A 14,874-nucleotide genomic window follows, 5' to 3' on the forward strand; every position below is an offset into this window, starting at 1 on the left:
ACGCGGGCCGGGAGGTGTCAGGGACGATACGACTGTCAGGCGGTGCGGGTGCGCAGCTGGCGGGACTTCCAGCCCAGCAGCAGGGCCTGGAGGATGAACCACACCCCGCCACCCGTGGCGTAAACCGCCAGCACGTCGAGCGAGGGATTGTCGCCTGCGGCCTGGATGTTGTACGTGATGCCGACCAGGAAGGACAGCGTGCCCGAGACCAGGGTCGGCCACTGCTTGCCCAGCTCGGGACCGCGCCGCCGCACCCCCACGACCACCTGGGCAGCGCCTGAGACGAACGCCCAGGCACCGAACACATGCAGCACCGGTACGACACCGCCGGCGCCCGCGATGCCGAGCGCGATGGCGGCCAGCGTGCTGAGCACTCCGTTGAACGCGATGACACGGCGCTCGGAGCCGTCGGGAGTCGCCCGGTGGTCGATCACCGAGGACACCGCGTCGATCAGCGGGTAAGCGACCAGCATGGTGACGGCCAGGGCATCGACATCCTCGTGGGACTTGGCGAACACCAGGGCCCACATCACGGCCACGATACCGCGGCCCAGGTACAGCCTCAGCAGGGAAGAGCGTTCGCCTGCGCCCGTGGTGTTCACCGGCGCCGCCGATGTCTGCGTGCTCATGTTCGTTCGGCCTTTCTCAGGTCAGGGGGCGGTCGCCGGACCGGTCAGTGCCGGGACGGGGAGACGCAGCGGAAGCTGGAGGCCTGGGCCGTGTCTCCGTGGCCCTTGTAGCGGGACACTGCGGGGTAGGCACACAGGTCACGGTCGACCTGCTCGCCGTTGGCGTTGATGAGGGTGGCGGGCAGAGTCCTGGGCGCCTTGCCGTGCTCGACCCAGGAGGTCAGCGCGGCCAGACCGTCGGTCGAGCCGTCGGCGCCGTTGAGACCGCAGTGGGCTGTGTTGGGGGCGAGGAAGACCCGGTAGAAGTCGTCGGTCTTCTTGGCGCTGCCGATCGCCCGCGCGACCCGGTCGTGGTACTGCGTGGTGCCGGCCGCGGGGATGAACTGGTCGGCGCTGCCGTGCCAGGTGATCAGCTTGCCGCCTGACTTGTGGAAGGCGGAGAGGTTCGGGTCGTCGGTGCCGATGACCTTGTCGTACTCGACCTCGGACTGCTTGAACAGCTTGGTGAAGTCACCGTAGGTGATCTTCGAGAGGTCGAAGGACGGGTCCTTCTTGAGGAAGAGCTGCACCCAGAGGGCGGGCACCGGGAAGGGCGCGCCGACGGTCTGGCCGTCGGTGCCCGTCGTGCTGCCGGCGAGGCCACTGAGGTCGGCGCCGATCGGAACGCCGGACCACAGCTTCTTGCCGGAGGTGGTGCGCGGGCCGCCCCAGATCTTGCGGACAACGTTGGCGTCGGCGGCCGTGATGGTCAGCTCCTTGCCGTCGCACACGACCTTGGTGCCGATCAGCCGGCGCGGGTCGTAGTCGCAGCGGGAGATGTCGTTGACCAGGCCGTCCTTGGCACCGTCGAGCGCGTCGCAGGCCTTGACGGCGGCGTTGGTGAACGCCTTGAACTCGCAGTCGGTCGGGTAGGTCTTCTCGTTGCTCATGACCACCTGCGGCCACAGGGTGGCGACCTCGAACTCGTCCCAGTTGATGGCGGGAGCGTCCGCGAGGATGCCGTCGTAGTCGTCGGGGTACTGCTGAGCTTCCGCGTAGCCCTCGCGGCCGCCCGTGGAGCAGCCGGTGAAGTAGGAGAAGGCGGCACGCTTGCCGTAGACCCCGTTCACGACGTCCTTGCCGACGACAGCGGCCTCGTGCTGCGAGCGGGAGGCGAAGTTCTTCAACAACGCGGTGTTGACCTGGTGCTTGCTGTTCAGGACCCAGCTCGTGTCGAGGACGTCGCCGATGCCGGCGTCCGTGGTGGTCGCCGCGTAGCCGCTCTTGACCGCGGTGCCAAGACCGACCCCGTTGTCCCCGGCGCCGTAGGCACTGCCGCCGATGGCCTGGAAACGGCCGTTCCACTTGGTCAGGGGCAGCCAGGTCTGCACCTTGGCGTGGTCGCCCTCGCCCGGGTGGGTGAGGGCGACCGTCACCTCGCAGAAGGCCGGGACGCCGGAGACCTCGCCGCCGAGGAGGCCGGTGCCCTTGATGGTGCCGCCGGTCTGACTCACCGCGGTCACCGACTCCACCTTGGTGCCGGACGGGGCCTTGACGACCGGCGCCGCACAGGCCGGGGGTGTGGAGACGGCGGTGGTCCGGGTCTCCGCCGAGGCGGTCGGCAGATACACCGCGGCAGCCAGCGACACACTCGCCGCGAGAACAGTCAGGACTCTCTTCATTGCTTTCCCATCCAAGAAGTAGGTGTGCGCCTGGCTGCGACGACACATGTGCGCATCACACCAGAAACGGTGAGCGGGCCGACGGGCTCACCGTCGAAGACCAAGCCAGACACTATCACCTGTTAAAGAGGTGACGAAAGAGGGTGTGTCGAATTCATGTGTGCGGATCGTCCGCACCTCGACCTGTCCCCACTCTGGCAGCATCCTGTGTGCCGGCACATCAGTCAGTTGACGGTCGGCACACCACCGACCCGGACCGGCCGCGGTAATGAACGTGTTAGGTCATACGACGTATCTTGTCCGCTTCATCGGTCACTCAGCCCGGTGCTCCTCCCCCAACCACCGCGCATGGTGCCGCTCGGCCCAGGACCGGCTGACATAGCCGGTGCGCATGCCGAGCCTCGCCTCGGGGTCGTCGTAGGCCATGCGCATGTGCCCGAGCACGACGCCGGTGATCGCCCAGGCCAGGATGTCGTGAACGAAGATCGCGCTGGTGCGGGAGATGAAGGGCAGCAGCCCCATGAACCACATCAGCAGGCCGGTGAACATCATCACCAGCACGGCACCGGCGATCCAGCCCGCGTAGAGCTTCTGGCCCGCGTTGAACTTGCCGGCCGGGCGCGCCCCGGGTCCGCGCCAGCGCCTGCGGACGGCCCGCAGCCACTGCCGGTCGTACACCGCGAAGCGGTTGATCCGGCGCAGGTCCGCACGGAAGGCGGAGGAGAGGAGGCCCAGCAGGAAGGGCAACGGCAGCGAGATGCCCGACCACTCGTGAAGCGTGACCATCAGGTGCCGCCGTCCGACGAGCTGGGCCAGCGGTCCCAGGTACAGACAGGCCGCGGTGACCAGGCACACCAGCATCAACAGGCCGGTGGTGCGGTGGATCCAGCGTTCGGCGGGACTGAAGCGGCGGACCCGGTCGGCCGCCTCAGATCCCCTCGCCGTGCCGGTCGGCGTCGTCGAGCCAGCCGTCGACCGCATAGCCGCGCTCCTCCCAGTAGCCGGGGACGACCTTGTCGGTGACCGAGATACCGGACAGCCACTTGGCCGACTTGTAGAAGTACATGGGTGCCACGTAGAGGCGGACGGGACCGCCGTGCTCGTGCGTGATGGGTTTGTCCTGCATGTTCAGCGCCACCAGGACGTCCGACCGACGGGCCTGTTCCAGAGTGAGGCTCTCGCTGTAGGCGCCGTCGAAGCAGGTGAACCGGATCGCCGCACCCAGGGAGGACACCCCGACGTCGTCGAGGATGTCCGCCAGCCGCACACCGTCGAAGGGTGTCTTCGCCACCCGCCATCCATCGGTGCACACCACGTCGTGGACGACCCGGGTCTGCGGCATCGCGCGCAGCTGGTCCAGGGTGTAGCTCCTGGACCGCTCCACCAGGCCGGTGACCCGCAGCGCATAGTTCGTCTCGTCCTTGTGCGGCACCGAGCCGACGACGCTGTAGTACCGGAAGCCGCCGGGATTGGGCAGCAGTCCGGTCAGGCCGGTGGCGTCGACCTGTGACGCGGCGGCCAGGAAGTTCTCCCAGCCGCGCTGGAGGTAGGGCGCCGTGGCGAGGCCCGCCGCGCCCGCGCCGAGCATTCCAAGCATCGCCCGCCGGCCCACCGGCGGGCCCCCGCTCCCCCGTTTCGGCTTTTCTGCCATGGTCAGTGCGCTCCTTCGCGGCGACGATCCCGGACAGTCCCGCGCGAGTCCACACGTGTGAACACGGACAGCACTCCCATCATCGTCACCTGCTTAACAGGTGACGATCGTGACATGTGCGCCCTAGGCCTGTCAACTACACGACCTGCGGATCACGGCACACGTGTACCGGTTCCGTCCGGACCCGGACGGAACCCGGGCGAGGGGCGCCGGATGCTAGGCTCATAGGCCGTTGACCGTGCATCGAGGAGTCGCAGACGTGGTGGGTGAAGACGACATCTCCGGATGAGATCCGGAGCTGACGGCCACTGGCAGGCGCGCACGATCGCCGCTGACGTGGCCCGTCCCGTCGTACCCCTTTTCCCACATCTGTTCAGGGCAGAGGTCTCTCTGTCCGTGACCGCCCCGAGGCAATTCCATGTCCGACGCCTCCGTCGTCTGCTCGAACGTCGCCTTCTCCTGGCCCGACGACACCCCCGTCTTCCACGACCTGTCCTTCACCGCTGCTCCCGGACGCACCGGGCTGGTCGCCCCCAACGGCTCCGGCAAGAGCACCCTGCTCAAGCTGATCGCCGGTGAGCTGAAGCCCGCCACAGGCTCGGTGTCTGTCCGCGGCACCCTCGGCTACCTCCCGCAGAACCTGCCCCTGACCGGGAACCTCACCGTCGCCGACGTGCTCGGTGTCGCCGCGGTGATCCGCGCCCTGGACGCCGTCGAATCGGGGGACGCCGACGAGGCGCACTTCGCCACCATCGGCGACGACTGGGACATCGAGGAGCGCACCCGCGTCCAGCTCGACCGCCTCGGCCTGGCGGACCTCACGCTCGACCGCAGCCTGAGCACGCTCAGCGGCGGCCAGGTCGTCTCCCTCGGCCTCGCCGCCCAGTTGCTCAGGCGCCCCGATGTCCTGCTGCTCGACGAGCCCACCAACAACCTCGACCTCGAAACCCGGCACAAGCTCTACGCCGTGCTCTCCGACTTCACCGGCTGCCTGCTGCTGGTCAGCCACGACCGCGCGCTGCTCGACCGCATGGAGCGCATCGCCGAGCTGGGAAGCGACGAACTGCGCCTGTACGGAGGCAACTTCACCGAGTACGAGGAGGCCGTGCACGCCGAGCAGGAGGTCGCCGAGAAGAACGTCCGCAATGCCGAGGCCGAACTGAAGCGGGAGAAGCGGGAGTTGCAGCAGGCCCGGGAACGCGCCGAGCGCAGAGCCGGCAACGCCGCCAAGAACCTCAAGAACGCCGGTCTGCCGAAGATCTTCGCGGGCAACATGAAGCGCGGCGCCCAGGAGGCCGCGGGCAAGTCCGGCGCGATGCACGCCTCCCGGGTCAGCGAGGCCAAGACCCGCCTCGACGAGGCCGGCCGCGCCCTCCGCGACGAGCAGCGCCTCACCCTGGAGCTGCCCGACACCCAGGTGCCCGCGGGACGCAACCTCTTCCTCGGCGAGGGACTGCAGGTCCGCCTCGGAGAGCGGGACGTGTTCGCGGCGGGCGGAGTGCACCTGACCGTCCGGGGCCCCGAGCGCATCGCGCTGACCGGGCCCAACGGCGCCGGGAAGACCACCCTGTTGCGACTGATCACCGGTGAACTCGCCCCGGACAGTGGGGAGATCAGGCGCAACGAAGGCCGGATCGCCTACCTCTCGCAGCGCCTCGACCTGCTCGACCTGGACCGCACAGTCGCGGAGAACTTCGCCGTGTTCGCCCCCGAACGGCCCGAGGCGGAGCGAATGAACCTGCTCGCCCGGTTCCTCTTCCGGGGTGCCCGCGCCCACCTGCCGGTCGGGGTGCTCTCCGGCGGCGAGCGGCTGCGCGCCACCCTGGCCTGTGTGCTGTGCGCCGAGCCGGCCCCGCACCTGCTGCTGCTCGACGAGCCGACGAACAACCTCGACCTGGTTGGCGCGGGACAGCTGGAGAGCGCCCTCAACTCCTACCAGGGCGCCTTCATGGTGATCAGCCACGACGAGCGGTTCCTGGCCCGGATCGGAGTGAACCGCTGGCTGCGGCTGGCCGAAGGGACACTGCGGGAGACGGGAGCGCCCGCGGTGTGAGCCGCCGACGTGTGACACGGCCCACGCCCGAGGCCTTGTGCCCGGCGGGCCGACCCACTCCTCACGTCGGACGGTACCCATGCCCCAGCCCGCCCTGCTCGCCCACAACCTTGTCCGCTCCCTGGGCGGTCGCCGCGTCCTCGACGGCGTCAGTCTGACCGCCTCCCCCGGCCACCGCATCGGCCTGATCGGGGAGAACGGCGTAGGCAAGTCCACCCTGCTGCGGCTGCTGGCCGGTGTGGAGGAACCCGACGCCGGAAACGTCACCCGCCCCGCCGACCTGGGCTTCCTGCACCAGGAGATGCCGTTCGACGCAGGCTCCACCATCGCCGCGGTCCTGGCCGAGGCCCTGCGCGAGTCCCGCGAGGACCTCGCGGAACTGGACCGCCTCGGCGAGGCCCTGAGCGCCGTCCCCGAGGACGACCCCGCCCACCAGGACCTCCTCGACGCCTACGGCAGGTGCCTCGAACGGGCCCAGCACCGGGAGGCCTGGGACGCGCACCGCCGCGCCGCACTGGTCCTGGACGGCCTCGGCCTCGGTGCGTTCGGGCATGACCGCACGCTCGGTTCGCTCTCCGGCGGGCAGCGCGGCCGACTGGCCCTGGCCGCGCTGTTGGTACGGCGGCCCTCCGCACTGCTCCTCGACGAGCCCACCAACCACCTGGACGACGGGGCCGCCGCCTTCCTGGAGGAACAGGTCCGCGACCTGCCCGGGACCGTGGTCGCCGCCAGTCACGACCGGGCCTTCCTCGACGCCGTCTGCACGGATGTCGTCGACCTCGACCCGGCGGTGGACGGCCCGGTCCGCCACGGCGGCGACTACAGCGCCTACCTGTCCGCGAAACACGCCGAACGGGAGCGCTGGGAACGGCGGTTCGCCGAGGAGCAGGAGGAGTTGGCCGCCCTGCGCGAGTCGGCAGGCGTGACCGCGCACCGGCTCGCACCGGACCGGGGCCGCACCGACAACGAGAAGATGGGCTACGGCCACCGGGCCGGGCGGGTGCAGCAGCAGATCTCCCGCCGGGTCCGCAACGCCACCCGGCGGCTGGAGGAGCTGGAGCGCGCCCAGGTCGCCGAGCCGCCGCGCCCGCTGCGGTTCGCGGCCGGCGAGCTGACGGCACACACGGGGGAGGGGCTGCGACCGCTCGTGTCGCTGCTGGAGGCACGGGTGCCCGGTCGGCTCGCGCCGATCGACCTGGCCGTGTCGGCGACGGACCGGCTGCTGCTCACCGGCGGCAACGGAGCGGGCAAGTCCACACTGCTCGCGGTGCTCGCGGGACGCCTCACCGCCGAGGGCGAGACGCGGCGGCGGCCCGGACTGACGGTGGGGTTGCTCACCCAGGACACCCGCTTCGAGCGGCCGGACCGCAGCGTCCGGGACACGTACGGGCTGTCGGTGGGATCACCCCGGGCCGCGAAGGTGCCGTTGCACTCGCTGGGCCTGCTGCACGAGGCGGATCTGGGCAAGCCGGTCGGAGAGCTGTCCGTAGGGCAGCGCCGGCGCCTGGCGCTGGCGCTGCTGGTGGCCCGGCCACCCCAGCTGCTGCTCCTCGACGAGCCCACCAACCACCTCTCCCCCACCCTGTGCGACGATCTGGAGGCAGCGTTGGGACCCGGCCCCGGAGCGATCGTCGTGGCCAGCCACGACCGCTGGCTGCGCGGCCGGTGGCAGGGCCGTGAACTGCGTCTGGAGTCGGATCGGGGGTGACGGCGGTGCCCGGCACCTGGGTCCGGTCCGGCCGCGCACACCAGTCCGGGCACCACCTGAAGTGGTGACGAACTCTTGCGGACGACTACAGTCACCTGTCAAGATGGTGATGTGAATCTTGACCATGTATTCGTATGCGGCCATCCGGTCCTCGACTTCGCGGCCACACTCCGGGCCCGGCGCTCGACCCGGTTCGAGATGTTCGTGACGCCCGAGCGGCTGGACGCCTGGTACCTGGAGTCCGGGCTCGTTGACACGATCACGCCGGGCGGGGAGGACGACGTACGGAAGGCTACGGCCGTACGCGAGGCCGTCTACCAACTCGTCACCGACCGCCGCCTCGGCGAGGACTTCGACCCGAAGGCACTTGAGGCGGTCAACGCGGCCGCGCGCAAGACCCCTGTGACGCCGCAGCTCACCCAGACCGGGCGGCATACCGAGGCGAGCCCCGAGCAGGCGCTGGCCACCGTCGCCCGCCAGGCCGTGGAACTGCTCAGCGGCCCGGACGTCCCTCTGATGAAGGAGTGCGGCAACCCCGAGTGCACGCGCGTCTACATCGACCGCTCCCGGGGCATGCGCCGGCAGTGGTGCGGCATGGAGTCCTGCGGCAACAAGATCAAGGCCGCCGCCTATCGCGCGCGCAAGAAGACCGTGCCCGCCGGGGCCGCGCACTGACCCACCCGACCAGGGTGGTGCGCGTTTCCGACGAGTCCGGGGCTCAGCCGGCGGCGAGGTCCCTGAGGGTCCTGCGGAACCGGGACAGCAGCATGCCCCGGGCCAGGCGCACCGACGCGGAGAAGTGGACGTACACCTGGTCCCGGCCGGGCAGCGGTCTGGGATGCTCCAGGAAGCCGAAGACCAGGTGCGGCGCGCCGCACGGAAGACGGTCGGTGACCGCCTGCCGCAACCTCGCGACGTCCTCGTCCGGGGTGCCGGCGAACCGGTCCCGCAGCCGCGGTTCCTCGGTGCTGAAGTGCCGGGCCAGCTCGTCCCGGATCCCGTGCGAGGCGACCGTGCCGTCCTTCATCGCACGCGCCAAGTCCGCCGATCCGCCTGCACGGCACTCTTCGGCGATCCGTACAACGGCACCCTCCAGGTCGTCGAGTCGCCCGGCCAGCCAGTCCCGCTCCCCCATCAGCCAGTCGAGGCTGTGGGCCCTTTCGGGAGACCTGAGCTCCGACATCGGGTACAGCACCTCGTGCTCGTGATCGAGGTGGTGGCGGACCAGGCCGGTCAACCACCGTACGGTCGTCACCAGCGTCTTCGTGTCGACGGCAGCGCCGCCCGCCAAGCGGGTGAAGGATCCGGCGACCAGCTCGGCGCCCCGGGCCGTGACGGCATGGACGGCGAGCAGTTCCTCCAGAAAACGGGTGCCTTCCTCGACCGGCACCTGCGTCGCGGACATCCGCGGACTCTCCATGTCTGTATCCGTGCCGTGCCACACCTGCGAGAGATGGACACACTCAGGTCGAACTCGCCGAACAGCCTCATCGGGACGATCGGTCACGGAACGTATCACAGAACATACGTGTCAACATGTCATCGCCGTTTCCACTCCGGGCGACCGTTCGAGGTTTGCCGACCTATTAGAAACCTGACGTCTGAAAACGCGGACATCGAGTGCGCGTATTCATACGTTCTTCAGGACCACTCCGTCGGTCCCGGCGCGGCCCGGGTGCGGCAACCGAAACGGAAGGAAGGACATGTGAACCCGATGTCGATACGGGGAGCCGCAGTGGCCTCCGACACCACCTTCGTCTAAGACATCCCCGCAGCTCATGAGGCCCGGTTGCCGAGCGCGTCGGCGCCCCGGGCAGGGAGACACCGCGGCCGTCCAAGCGGACGTGAGTGCCAGACAGGCCGCCCCGGCCCTGCCACTGCTCCTGCCCTCCGCAGACACACACCTCATCCCGCCCGGCAGCCCGCTCACACCTGACCGCCCAACCCCGAGCGGTTAGGCTCGATCGCGGAAAGGTGTCATACGGCCGGGAGGACGAGGTATGAGCGGGACAACACCTGGGGACACTGGGCCGGTCGAGGACGCGGCACTGGTCCGAGCCGCGCAGACGGGCGACGTGTCGGCCCTCGCCTCACTGCTGGAACGTCACCGGCCCGGGATGCGCGCCGTGGCGCTCAGCATGCTGGGGCCCGGCCCGGACGTGGACGACGTCATGCAGGAGACGGCACTGGTGGCGCTGCGCCGGATCGTGGACGTCCGGGGCCCGGAGGCCGTGGGCCCCTGGCTCCGCATGGTCGTACGCAACAACTGCCGGAACCTGCTGCGCGCCTCCCGGCGGGTCGAGCCCAGGGAATGGGTACCGCTGCCGTCGGACGGTGGCACACCCGAGCAGGTCCTGGAGAGCCACGCGCTGCGGGACTGGATCTGGGAGGCCGTCGAGGCACTGTCCCCGACTCTGCGCCTGCCGCTGGTCCTGCGCTACTTCTCCACCGGGATCACCTCGTACCAGCAGATCGCCGAGGCCTGTGCGATTCCGGTGCGCACGGTGCGCAGCCGACTGAACCAGGCCCGCGGTGCCCTCTCCCGTTCCCTCACCGACACCGCGGACACGCCACACGAGAACGCCGTACGCAGGACCGAGAACAGCTGGTTCGAGGCGCACGAGACGCTCGCGGCCGCCGAACGCGGCGAGTTCGGCAAGGTGGTCAGGGACCGCTACACGCCCGGGGTCTCCCTCTCGGCGAACGGACAACGGCTCGGCGGGGCCGATCTGCTGCTCGCCGGGATGGACGCCGACCTCGCGGCGGGAGTGCGCCAGCGCCCGACGCACGTGGTCGCCGGCCGGTCCCTGGTCGTCTGGGAGATGGAGCTGATCAGCCCGCCCGACGATCCGGACCACTGCCCGCCCGGGGTCGCGTGGATCATCACCCTGGACGCCGGCCGCTTCGACCGGGTCTCGCTGTACCACACACCACGGCCCGCAGCGGTGGCGTGGGGGGCTGGGGTCGACGTGCGCCCGCGCCACCGGACACCCCCTCTCGCCATGTGACCTGACTCACACCAACTCGATCCAACTTCCCTCCTCCCGAAGCGTCTTGTCGGTGTTCGAGACACCCGCGGACCCATGGAGGACCCGATGACGACATCCGCCGCGCACACCGACCCGCTCGCCCCCGGAACCCACACCTACCGCACGGACGGCGTCGTACAGAGCTATCACGTGCACGGCACCGGCCCGGTGTGCCTGGCCCACTCGGGCGGCCCCGGCATCTTCTGGGAGTACATGCGGACGCCGGCCCTCGAAGAGCACCTGACCATGGTCTACGTCGAGCCCGTGGGCACCGCCGAGGACAGCCGTCTGGCCTCACACCCGCACGGATACACCCGGGAGCGCTACAGCGGCTTCCTGGAGACGCTGATCGACCGCCTGGGCGTCGGCCGGGTGCATCTGCTGGGGCACTCGCACGGCGCCTTCGTGGCCGCCTACCACGCCCTGCACCGCTCCGGGCAGCTGGCTGGCGTGGTGCTCTACGAGGGCGCTCCCGTCACCGGCCCCGAGCACGGAGAGGAGGCGGGCCGCATGGTGGAGGCGTTCGTGGCGAAGCACACCGGCCACCCCGGACTGCCCGACGTGCTGGCTGCGTTCGGAGCGATGTCCAACATCTCCAGCGACGAGGACACCGTGGCCGTCGCACGGGGCGTACTGCCCTCCTACTTCGCGGACTACTGGGGCAACGAGGAGTGGCTCGCCCCGGTGCGGGACGCGGTCCGGGCCGTGTACATCTCGGGCCTGGACGAGGACCTCACCCCCGATGTCATCGACGACCGCGCCACGCTGAAGGGGCTGACGGTACCGGCCCTGGTGATCGTGGGCCGCCACGACGTGATCTGCGGAATCCGGTGGGGGCGCGAACTCGCCGAGCTGATCCCCGACTCACGGCTGCTGGTGCTGGAGAACAGCGGTCACATGGGGCACATCGAGGAGCCCGAGAGGTTCACGGCCGCTGTCCGCGACTTCGTCCGGGAGACTGCCCCCGCGGGCGGCGCCGCGTAGGCGGTCACCGTCATCAGGTTCACGTGTGCGGGCTAGCACGCGCACGTGAACCCGATGTGGGAAACCACTCGTCGTAGTAGCGGAGAACTGCCGACCTGTCGCCGCAGCGGCGGTGGCGTCAAAGATCCGGTGATCGTTCCCGACGATCTGGCGAGACAGTGTCCGAAGGCTGATCCTGACACGCCGTGACGGCTCCCCGTGATCGATGACAGAGCCCGAATGACGCGGATCGTCTGTTCCAGCCCGGCCGCGGCAGCAAGGGTGTCGCGCAGCATCTCCGTCCATCCGGCGATCCCTTCGATCCGGACGGTCTGCTCTCGCTCAGCGTTGCCGGGGCCGAGGATTCGAGGCAGACACCAGCCGCCCATGGCCGCCAAGAGCCCGCCGACCACCCACCCGGTCATGGCGCCGACCAACAGCCCGGCCCCGGCCGCGACCACCAAGCCACCGGCCGGACACGGCTCACGTCGCCACAGGGGGCGAGCCAGACCAGCAGTGGAGGCAGGAGGCCGCCACGCACGGATAAGGAGCACCAGCCAGCAACTGGCACCGAAACCCAGTAGCCCCATCAGTGGCACGTACCCCGTCATGGCTGGCGCCACATCCACTCGGGCGGCCGACTGTATCCGGCTGGAACCCCGCCGCTTCAAGCTCCTGCATGGTTTCGGTGCGCAGCGGCACACCAGGTACCGCGCGCAGGTCGAGACCGGGCCGAAAGACTTCGCTGGAGACGATCTGCTTGTCGTCGGCGTCGACGACCTCCCGGATGGAGGACACCACGCGCTGGTCGTCACGGCCGCGGGTGGCGACCAGCAGGTTGGTGGCCTCCACCGGAAGCCGCTCTTGGCTCCGGACGGCGTGGGCGGCCAGCTTGGTGAACGCTCCACGGCTCGTGGAGGAGTGCAAGATGCCCAAGGAACCGTCGTTGCCCTGGGACATCGCATTGCACTCGGAATGACCTCGGGCTCGCGAACCTCGCCGACGATCACCCGGTCCGAGGACATGCGCAGCACCCACCGCACCAGCTCGGCCTGGACGACTTCGCCCTGGCCCTCGACGTTCGCCTCACGCGCCTGCAGCGGCACCACGCGACCGAGGATCCGACGGGCCGCCCCAGTGCATAACGCGTGCACACTTCGACGGGAACTCGCGGGAACTCCCAGGTAGAAGTGGGAAGTGCCCCAGCGCGGGAAGGCCCCTGATCAGGTCAAATGGTCAGGTCAAATCCCTGATGGCAGACGAGTCGGGCTGTACGCCGGATTTTGTCACCCGGTCGCCTCGCGGCGGCCGGGGAGACGGCCATCCATCTAGGGCCAACGTTGCCGCTGGCCTCGTGCGGTCTACCCGCGGACTCGGGCGGGCAGCCCTCGAACGTCCGCGCAGAGCACGGCCGAATCCAGGCCCATGGCGGTCAGGACCGGGGAGGGAGTGTGGGTGCCGCTGTGGCAGGCCGAGCCGGTGGAGGCGGCGATCTCGGGTGTGGCGGCGAGGAGTTCGTGGCCGAGTGCGCCGTCGATGCTGACGTTCAGGGTGTTGGGCAGGCGGTTCTTCTCCGGGCCGTTGAGATGGACGCGGCCAGGCAGGGCGGCGGTGAGCCGCTGGTGGAGGTCGTCGCGCAGGGCCGCGATCCGGGCGGGAGCACCGTCCGCGAGTTCGTCGGCGGCGATTCGGGCCGCGGCGCCGAGGGCGACGGCCAGGGCGACGTTCTCCGTCCCGGCCCGCAGCCCGCGCTCCTGACCACCGCCGTAGACGACCGGCTCCAGCCGCACGCCGTTGCGAACGTACAGCGCGGCGGCGCCCTTCGGGGCGTACATCTTGTGCCCCACGACGGTGAGCAGGTCCACGCCCAGCTCTTGGACCTGGAGGAGGATCTTCCCGATGGCCTGGGCGGCGTCGCAGTGGAACAGTGCCCCGAACTTGCGGGCGAGGGCGGCGAGTTCGGCAATCCGCTGCAAGGCGCCCGTCTCGTTGTTCGCCGCCATCACCGACACCAGGGCCGTCTCCTCGTCCAGCCCCTCGGCGAGCGCGGCCGGGTCGACCAGTCCGTCTCCGTCCACCGGCAGCACGGTGACCCGCACGCCGTGCAGACGCTCCAGGGCGCGGCAGGTCTCCAGGACAGCCGAGTGCTCGGTGACCTGCGTGATCACGTGCGAGCCACCGGAGGCGAGGACCGCGCCTCGTACGGCGAGCAGGTCGGCCTCGGAGCCGGACCCAGTGAACACGATCTCGTCGGCGCGGGCGCCGATCAGGGCGGCGACCTCGGCTCGGGCGCCCGCCAAGGCCGCCCTTGGTTCGGCGCTGTAAGGGTGGCTGCTGGAGGGATTTCCGAAAAGGTCCGTCAGGTGCGGCAGCATCGCCTCGGCCACCCGGGGGTCCACCGGGGTGGTGGCGTTGTAGTCGAGGTAGACCGGCCCGCCCACCAGCCCCGGATGCCCGCCCGTCACGCCAAGTCCCCCGCGTCGACGGGGAGTTCGGCAAGGCGCCACTCCAGCATGCCGTCGTTGAGGCGGATCGCCCGCCGTCCGCGGTCGGTCAGCAGGCGTACGGCGTCGTAGGCGAGGACGCAGTATTCGCCGCGGCAGTAGACGACTATCTCCGTCTGCTCGGGCAGCTCGCTGATCCGCTCGGCCAGTTCCTCGACCGGGATGGACAGTGCGCCGGGGATGTGCCCGGCGCGGTACTCCTCCACCGGCCGCACGTCCAGCAGCAGCGCCTCTCCGGCCTCGACCCGGGTTTGCAGTTCCTCGCGGGTGACCTCTGCCGCGCCGTCCTCGCCGAGGTAGGCGTCACGGGCGACGGGGACGGCCGCCTGGTGGGTCTCGGCGACCTTGCGCAGCAGCGCGAACAGCTGGGCCACGTCGTCGCCTGCGAGCCGGTAGTGGATGCGCACGCCCTCCCGTCGGGTGGCCACGAACCCGGCCTGCTTGAGGGTCTGCAGATGCGCCGAGGCGGTCGTCAGGTTCAGCCCCGCCGCCTTCGCCAGTGCATCGACCGTGCGCTCGCCCTGGGCCAGCAGATCGAGCAGCTCCAGCCGCTTTCCGCTGGCCAGCGCCTTGCCGCTGGCTGCGAACGCGTCGTAGAGGGCGGCCTTGGTGCCGCTGGTGGTGGCATCCCGCATTGCTTCCTCCAAAAATCTATGGATTATTGTAACTGAAGGAG

The 14,874-nt window shown here is 70.0% G+C and carries 13 protein-coding genes; 5 read left to right on the plus strand and 8 right to left on the minus strand.

The features are described from left to right. Nucleotides 1-35: 35 nt before the first annotated feature. The 4 genes from ABZ453_RS08450 to ABZ453_RS08465 all read right to left on the minus strand — a co-directional run bounded on the left by ABZ453_RS08450 (nucleotide 36) and on the right by ABZ453_RS08465 (nucleotide 3,941). Nucleotides 36-629, minus strand: a complete 594-nt coding sequence (locus tag ABZ453_RS08450) for a DUF308 domain-containing protein (protein WP_359012882.1) — start codon at nucleotides 627-629, stop codon at nucleotides 36-38. A 44-nt stretch (nucleotides 630-673) separates the two neighbouring features. Then, nucleotides 674-2,290, minus strand: coding sequence for a tannase/feruloyl esterase family alpha/beta hydrolase (locus ABZ453_RS08455; RefSeq protein WP_359012884.1), 1,617 nt, complete (start codon nucleotides 2,288-2,290; stop codon nucleotides 674-676). Between the two features lie 312 nt (nucleotides 2,291-2,602). Further along, on the minus strand, nucleotides 2,603-3,271 hold the full coding sequence (locus tag ABZ453_RS08460) for a cytochrome b/b6 domain-containing protein (protein WP_359012886.1): 669 nt from the start codon (nucleotides 3,269-3,271) through the stop codon (nucleotides 2,603-2,605). Then, nucleotides 3,219-3,941, minus strand: a complete 723-nt coding sequence (locus ABZ453_RS08465; RefSeq protein WP_359012888.1) for a molybdopterin-dependent oxidoreductase — start codon at nucleotides 3,939-3,941, stop codon at nucleotides 3,219-3,221. Before ABZ453_RS08465 ends, ABZ453_RS08460 begins: the two co-directional genes overlap by 53 nt. Nucleotides 3,942-4,359: 418 nt before the next feature. Between ABZ453_RS08465 and abc-f the strand changes: the two genes are divergently transcribed. The 3 genes from abc-f (at nucleotide 4,360) to ABZ453_RS08480 (ending at nucleotide 8,377) form a co-directional block, all read left to right on the plus strand. Continuing rightward, on the plus strand, nucleotides 4,360-5,994 hold the full coding sequence (gene abc-f / locus ABZ453_RS08470; protein ID WP_359012890.1) for a ribosomal protection-like ABC-F family protein: 1,635 nt from the start codon (nucleotides 4,360-4,362) through the stop codon (nucleotides 5,992-5,994). Nucleotides 5,995-6,073: 79 nt separating this feature from the next. Beyond that, on the plus strand, nucleotides 6,074-7,702 hold the full coding sequence (locus ABZ453_RS08475; RefSeq protein ID WP_359012892.1) for an ABC-F family ATP-binding cassette domain-containing protein: 1,629 nt from the start codon (nucleotides 6,074-6,076) through the stop codon (nucleotides 7,700-7,702). Nucleotides 7,703-7,813: 111 nt separating this feature from the next. After that, a complete protein-coding gene (locus ABZ453_RS08480; RefSeq protein ID WP_359012894.1) occupies nucleotides 7,814-8,377 on the plus strand; it encodes a CGNR zinc finger domain-containing protein in 564 nt (187 codons plus the stop codon). A gap of 43 nt (nucleotides 8,378-8,420) precedes the next feature. Here the strand turns inward: ABZ453_RS08480 and ABZ453_RS08485 are convergent, their stop codons facing one another. Then, nucleotides 8,421-9,107 (minus strand): hemerythrin domain-containing protein, encoded by a 687-nt coding sequence (locus tag ABZ453_RS08485; RefSeq protein WP_359012896.1) that lies wholly within the window; start codon nucleotides 9,105-9,107, stop codon nucleotides 8,421-8,423. A 595-nt stretch (nucleotides 9,108-9,702) separates the two neighbouring features. Between ABZ453_RS08485 and ABZ453_RS08490 the strand changes: the two genes are divergently transcribed. Together ABZ453_RS08490 and ABZ453_RS08495 are read left to right on the plus strand one after the other, a co-directional pair. Then, nucleotides 9,703-10,710 (plus strand): sigma-70 family RNA polymerase sigma factor, encoded by a 1,008-nt coding sequence (locus tag ABZ453_RS08490; RefSeq protein WP_359012898.1) that lies wholly within the window; start codon nucleotides 9,703-9,705, stop codon nucleotides 10,708-10,710. Between the two features lie 87 nt (nucleotides 10,711-10,797). Then, nucleotides 10,798-11,715, plus strand: coding sequence for an alpha/beta hydrolase (locus tag ABZ453_RS08495; RefSeq protein ID WP_359012899.1), 918 nt, complete (start codon nucleotides 10,798-10,800; stop codon nucleotides 11,713-11,715). Between the two features lie 462 nt (nucleotides 11,716-12,177). Here the strand turns inward: ABZ453_RS08495 and ABZ453_RS08500 are convergent, their stop codons facing one another. From ABZ453_RS08500 to ABZ453_RS08510, 3 genes are all read right to left on the minus strand, one after another. Beyond that, on the minus strand, nucleotides 12,178-12,546 hold the full coding sequence (locus tag ABZ453_RS08500) for a hypothetical protein (protein WP_359012900.1): 369 nt from the start codon (nucleotides 12,544-12,546) through the stop codon (nucleotides 12,178-12,180). A gap of 509 nt (nucleotides 12,547-13,055) precedes the next feature. Beyond that, nucleotides 13,056-14,159, minus strand: a complete 1,104-nt coding sequence (locus tag ABZ453_RS08505; RefSeq protein WP_359012902.1) for a cysteine desulfurase family protein — start codon at nucleotides 14,157-14,159, stop codon at nucleotides 13,056-13,058. Then, nucleotides 14,156-14,833 (minus strand): metalloregulator ArsR/SmtB family transcription factor, encoded by a 678-nt coding sequence (locus ABZ453_RS08510; RefSeq protein WP_359012904.1) that lies wholly within the window; start codon nucleotides 14,831-14,833, stop codon nucleotides 14,156-14,158. Before ABZ453_RS08510 ends, ABZ453_RS08505 begins: the two co-directional genes overlap by 4 nt. Nucleotides 14,834-14,874: the final 41 nt, after the last annotated feature.

Source organism: Streptomyces sp. NPDC005799, from assembly GCF_040630525.1.
GTDB classification, from domain to species: Bacteria; Actinomycetota; Actinomycetes; order Streptomycetales; family Streptomycetaceae; genus Streptomyces; species Streptomyces griseorubiginosus_B.

Coding starts and splice junctions, on each gene's coding strand:
- ABZ453_RS08450 (WP_359012882.1), bottom strand. CDS start 629: ATGAGCACGCAGACATCGGCGGCGCCGGTGAACACCACGGGCGCAGGC.
- ABZ453_RS08455 (WP_359012884.1), bottom strand. CDS start 2,290: ATGAAGAGAGTCCTGACTGTTCTCGCGGCGAGTGTGTCGCTGGCTGCC.
- ABZ453_RS08460 (WP_359012886.1), bottom strand. CDS start 3,271: ATGCGGTCGACGGCTGGCTCGACGACGCCGACCGGCACGGCGAGGGGA.
- ABZ453_RS08465 (WP_359012888.1), bottom strand. CDS start 3,941: ATGGCAGAAAAGCCGAAACGGGGGAGCGGGGGCCCGCCGGTGGGCCGG.
- abc-f (WP_359012890.1), top strand. CDS start 4,360: ATGTCCGACGCCTCCGTCGTCTGCTCGAACGTCGCCTTCTCCTGGCCC.
- ABZ453_RS08475 (WP_359012892.1), top strand. CDS start 6,074: ATGCCCCAGCCCGCCCTGCTCGCCCACAACCTTGTCCGCTCCCTGGGC.
- ABZ453_RS08485 (WP_359012896.1), bottom strand. CDS start 9,107: ATGTCCGCGACGCAGGTGCCGGTCGAGGAAGGCACCCGTTTTCTGGAG.
- ABZ453_RS08490 (WP_359012898.1), top strand. CDS start 9,703: ATGAGCGGGACAACACCTGGGGACACTGGGCCGGTCGAGGACGCGGCA.
- ABZ453_RS08495 (WP_359012899.1), top strand. CDS start 10,798: ATGACGACATCCGCCGCGCACACCGACCCGCTCGCCCCCGGAACCCAC.
- ABZ453_RS08510 (WP_359012904.1), bottom strand. CDS start 14,833: ATGCGGGATGCCACCACCAGCGGCACCAAGGCCGCCCTCTACGACGCG.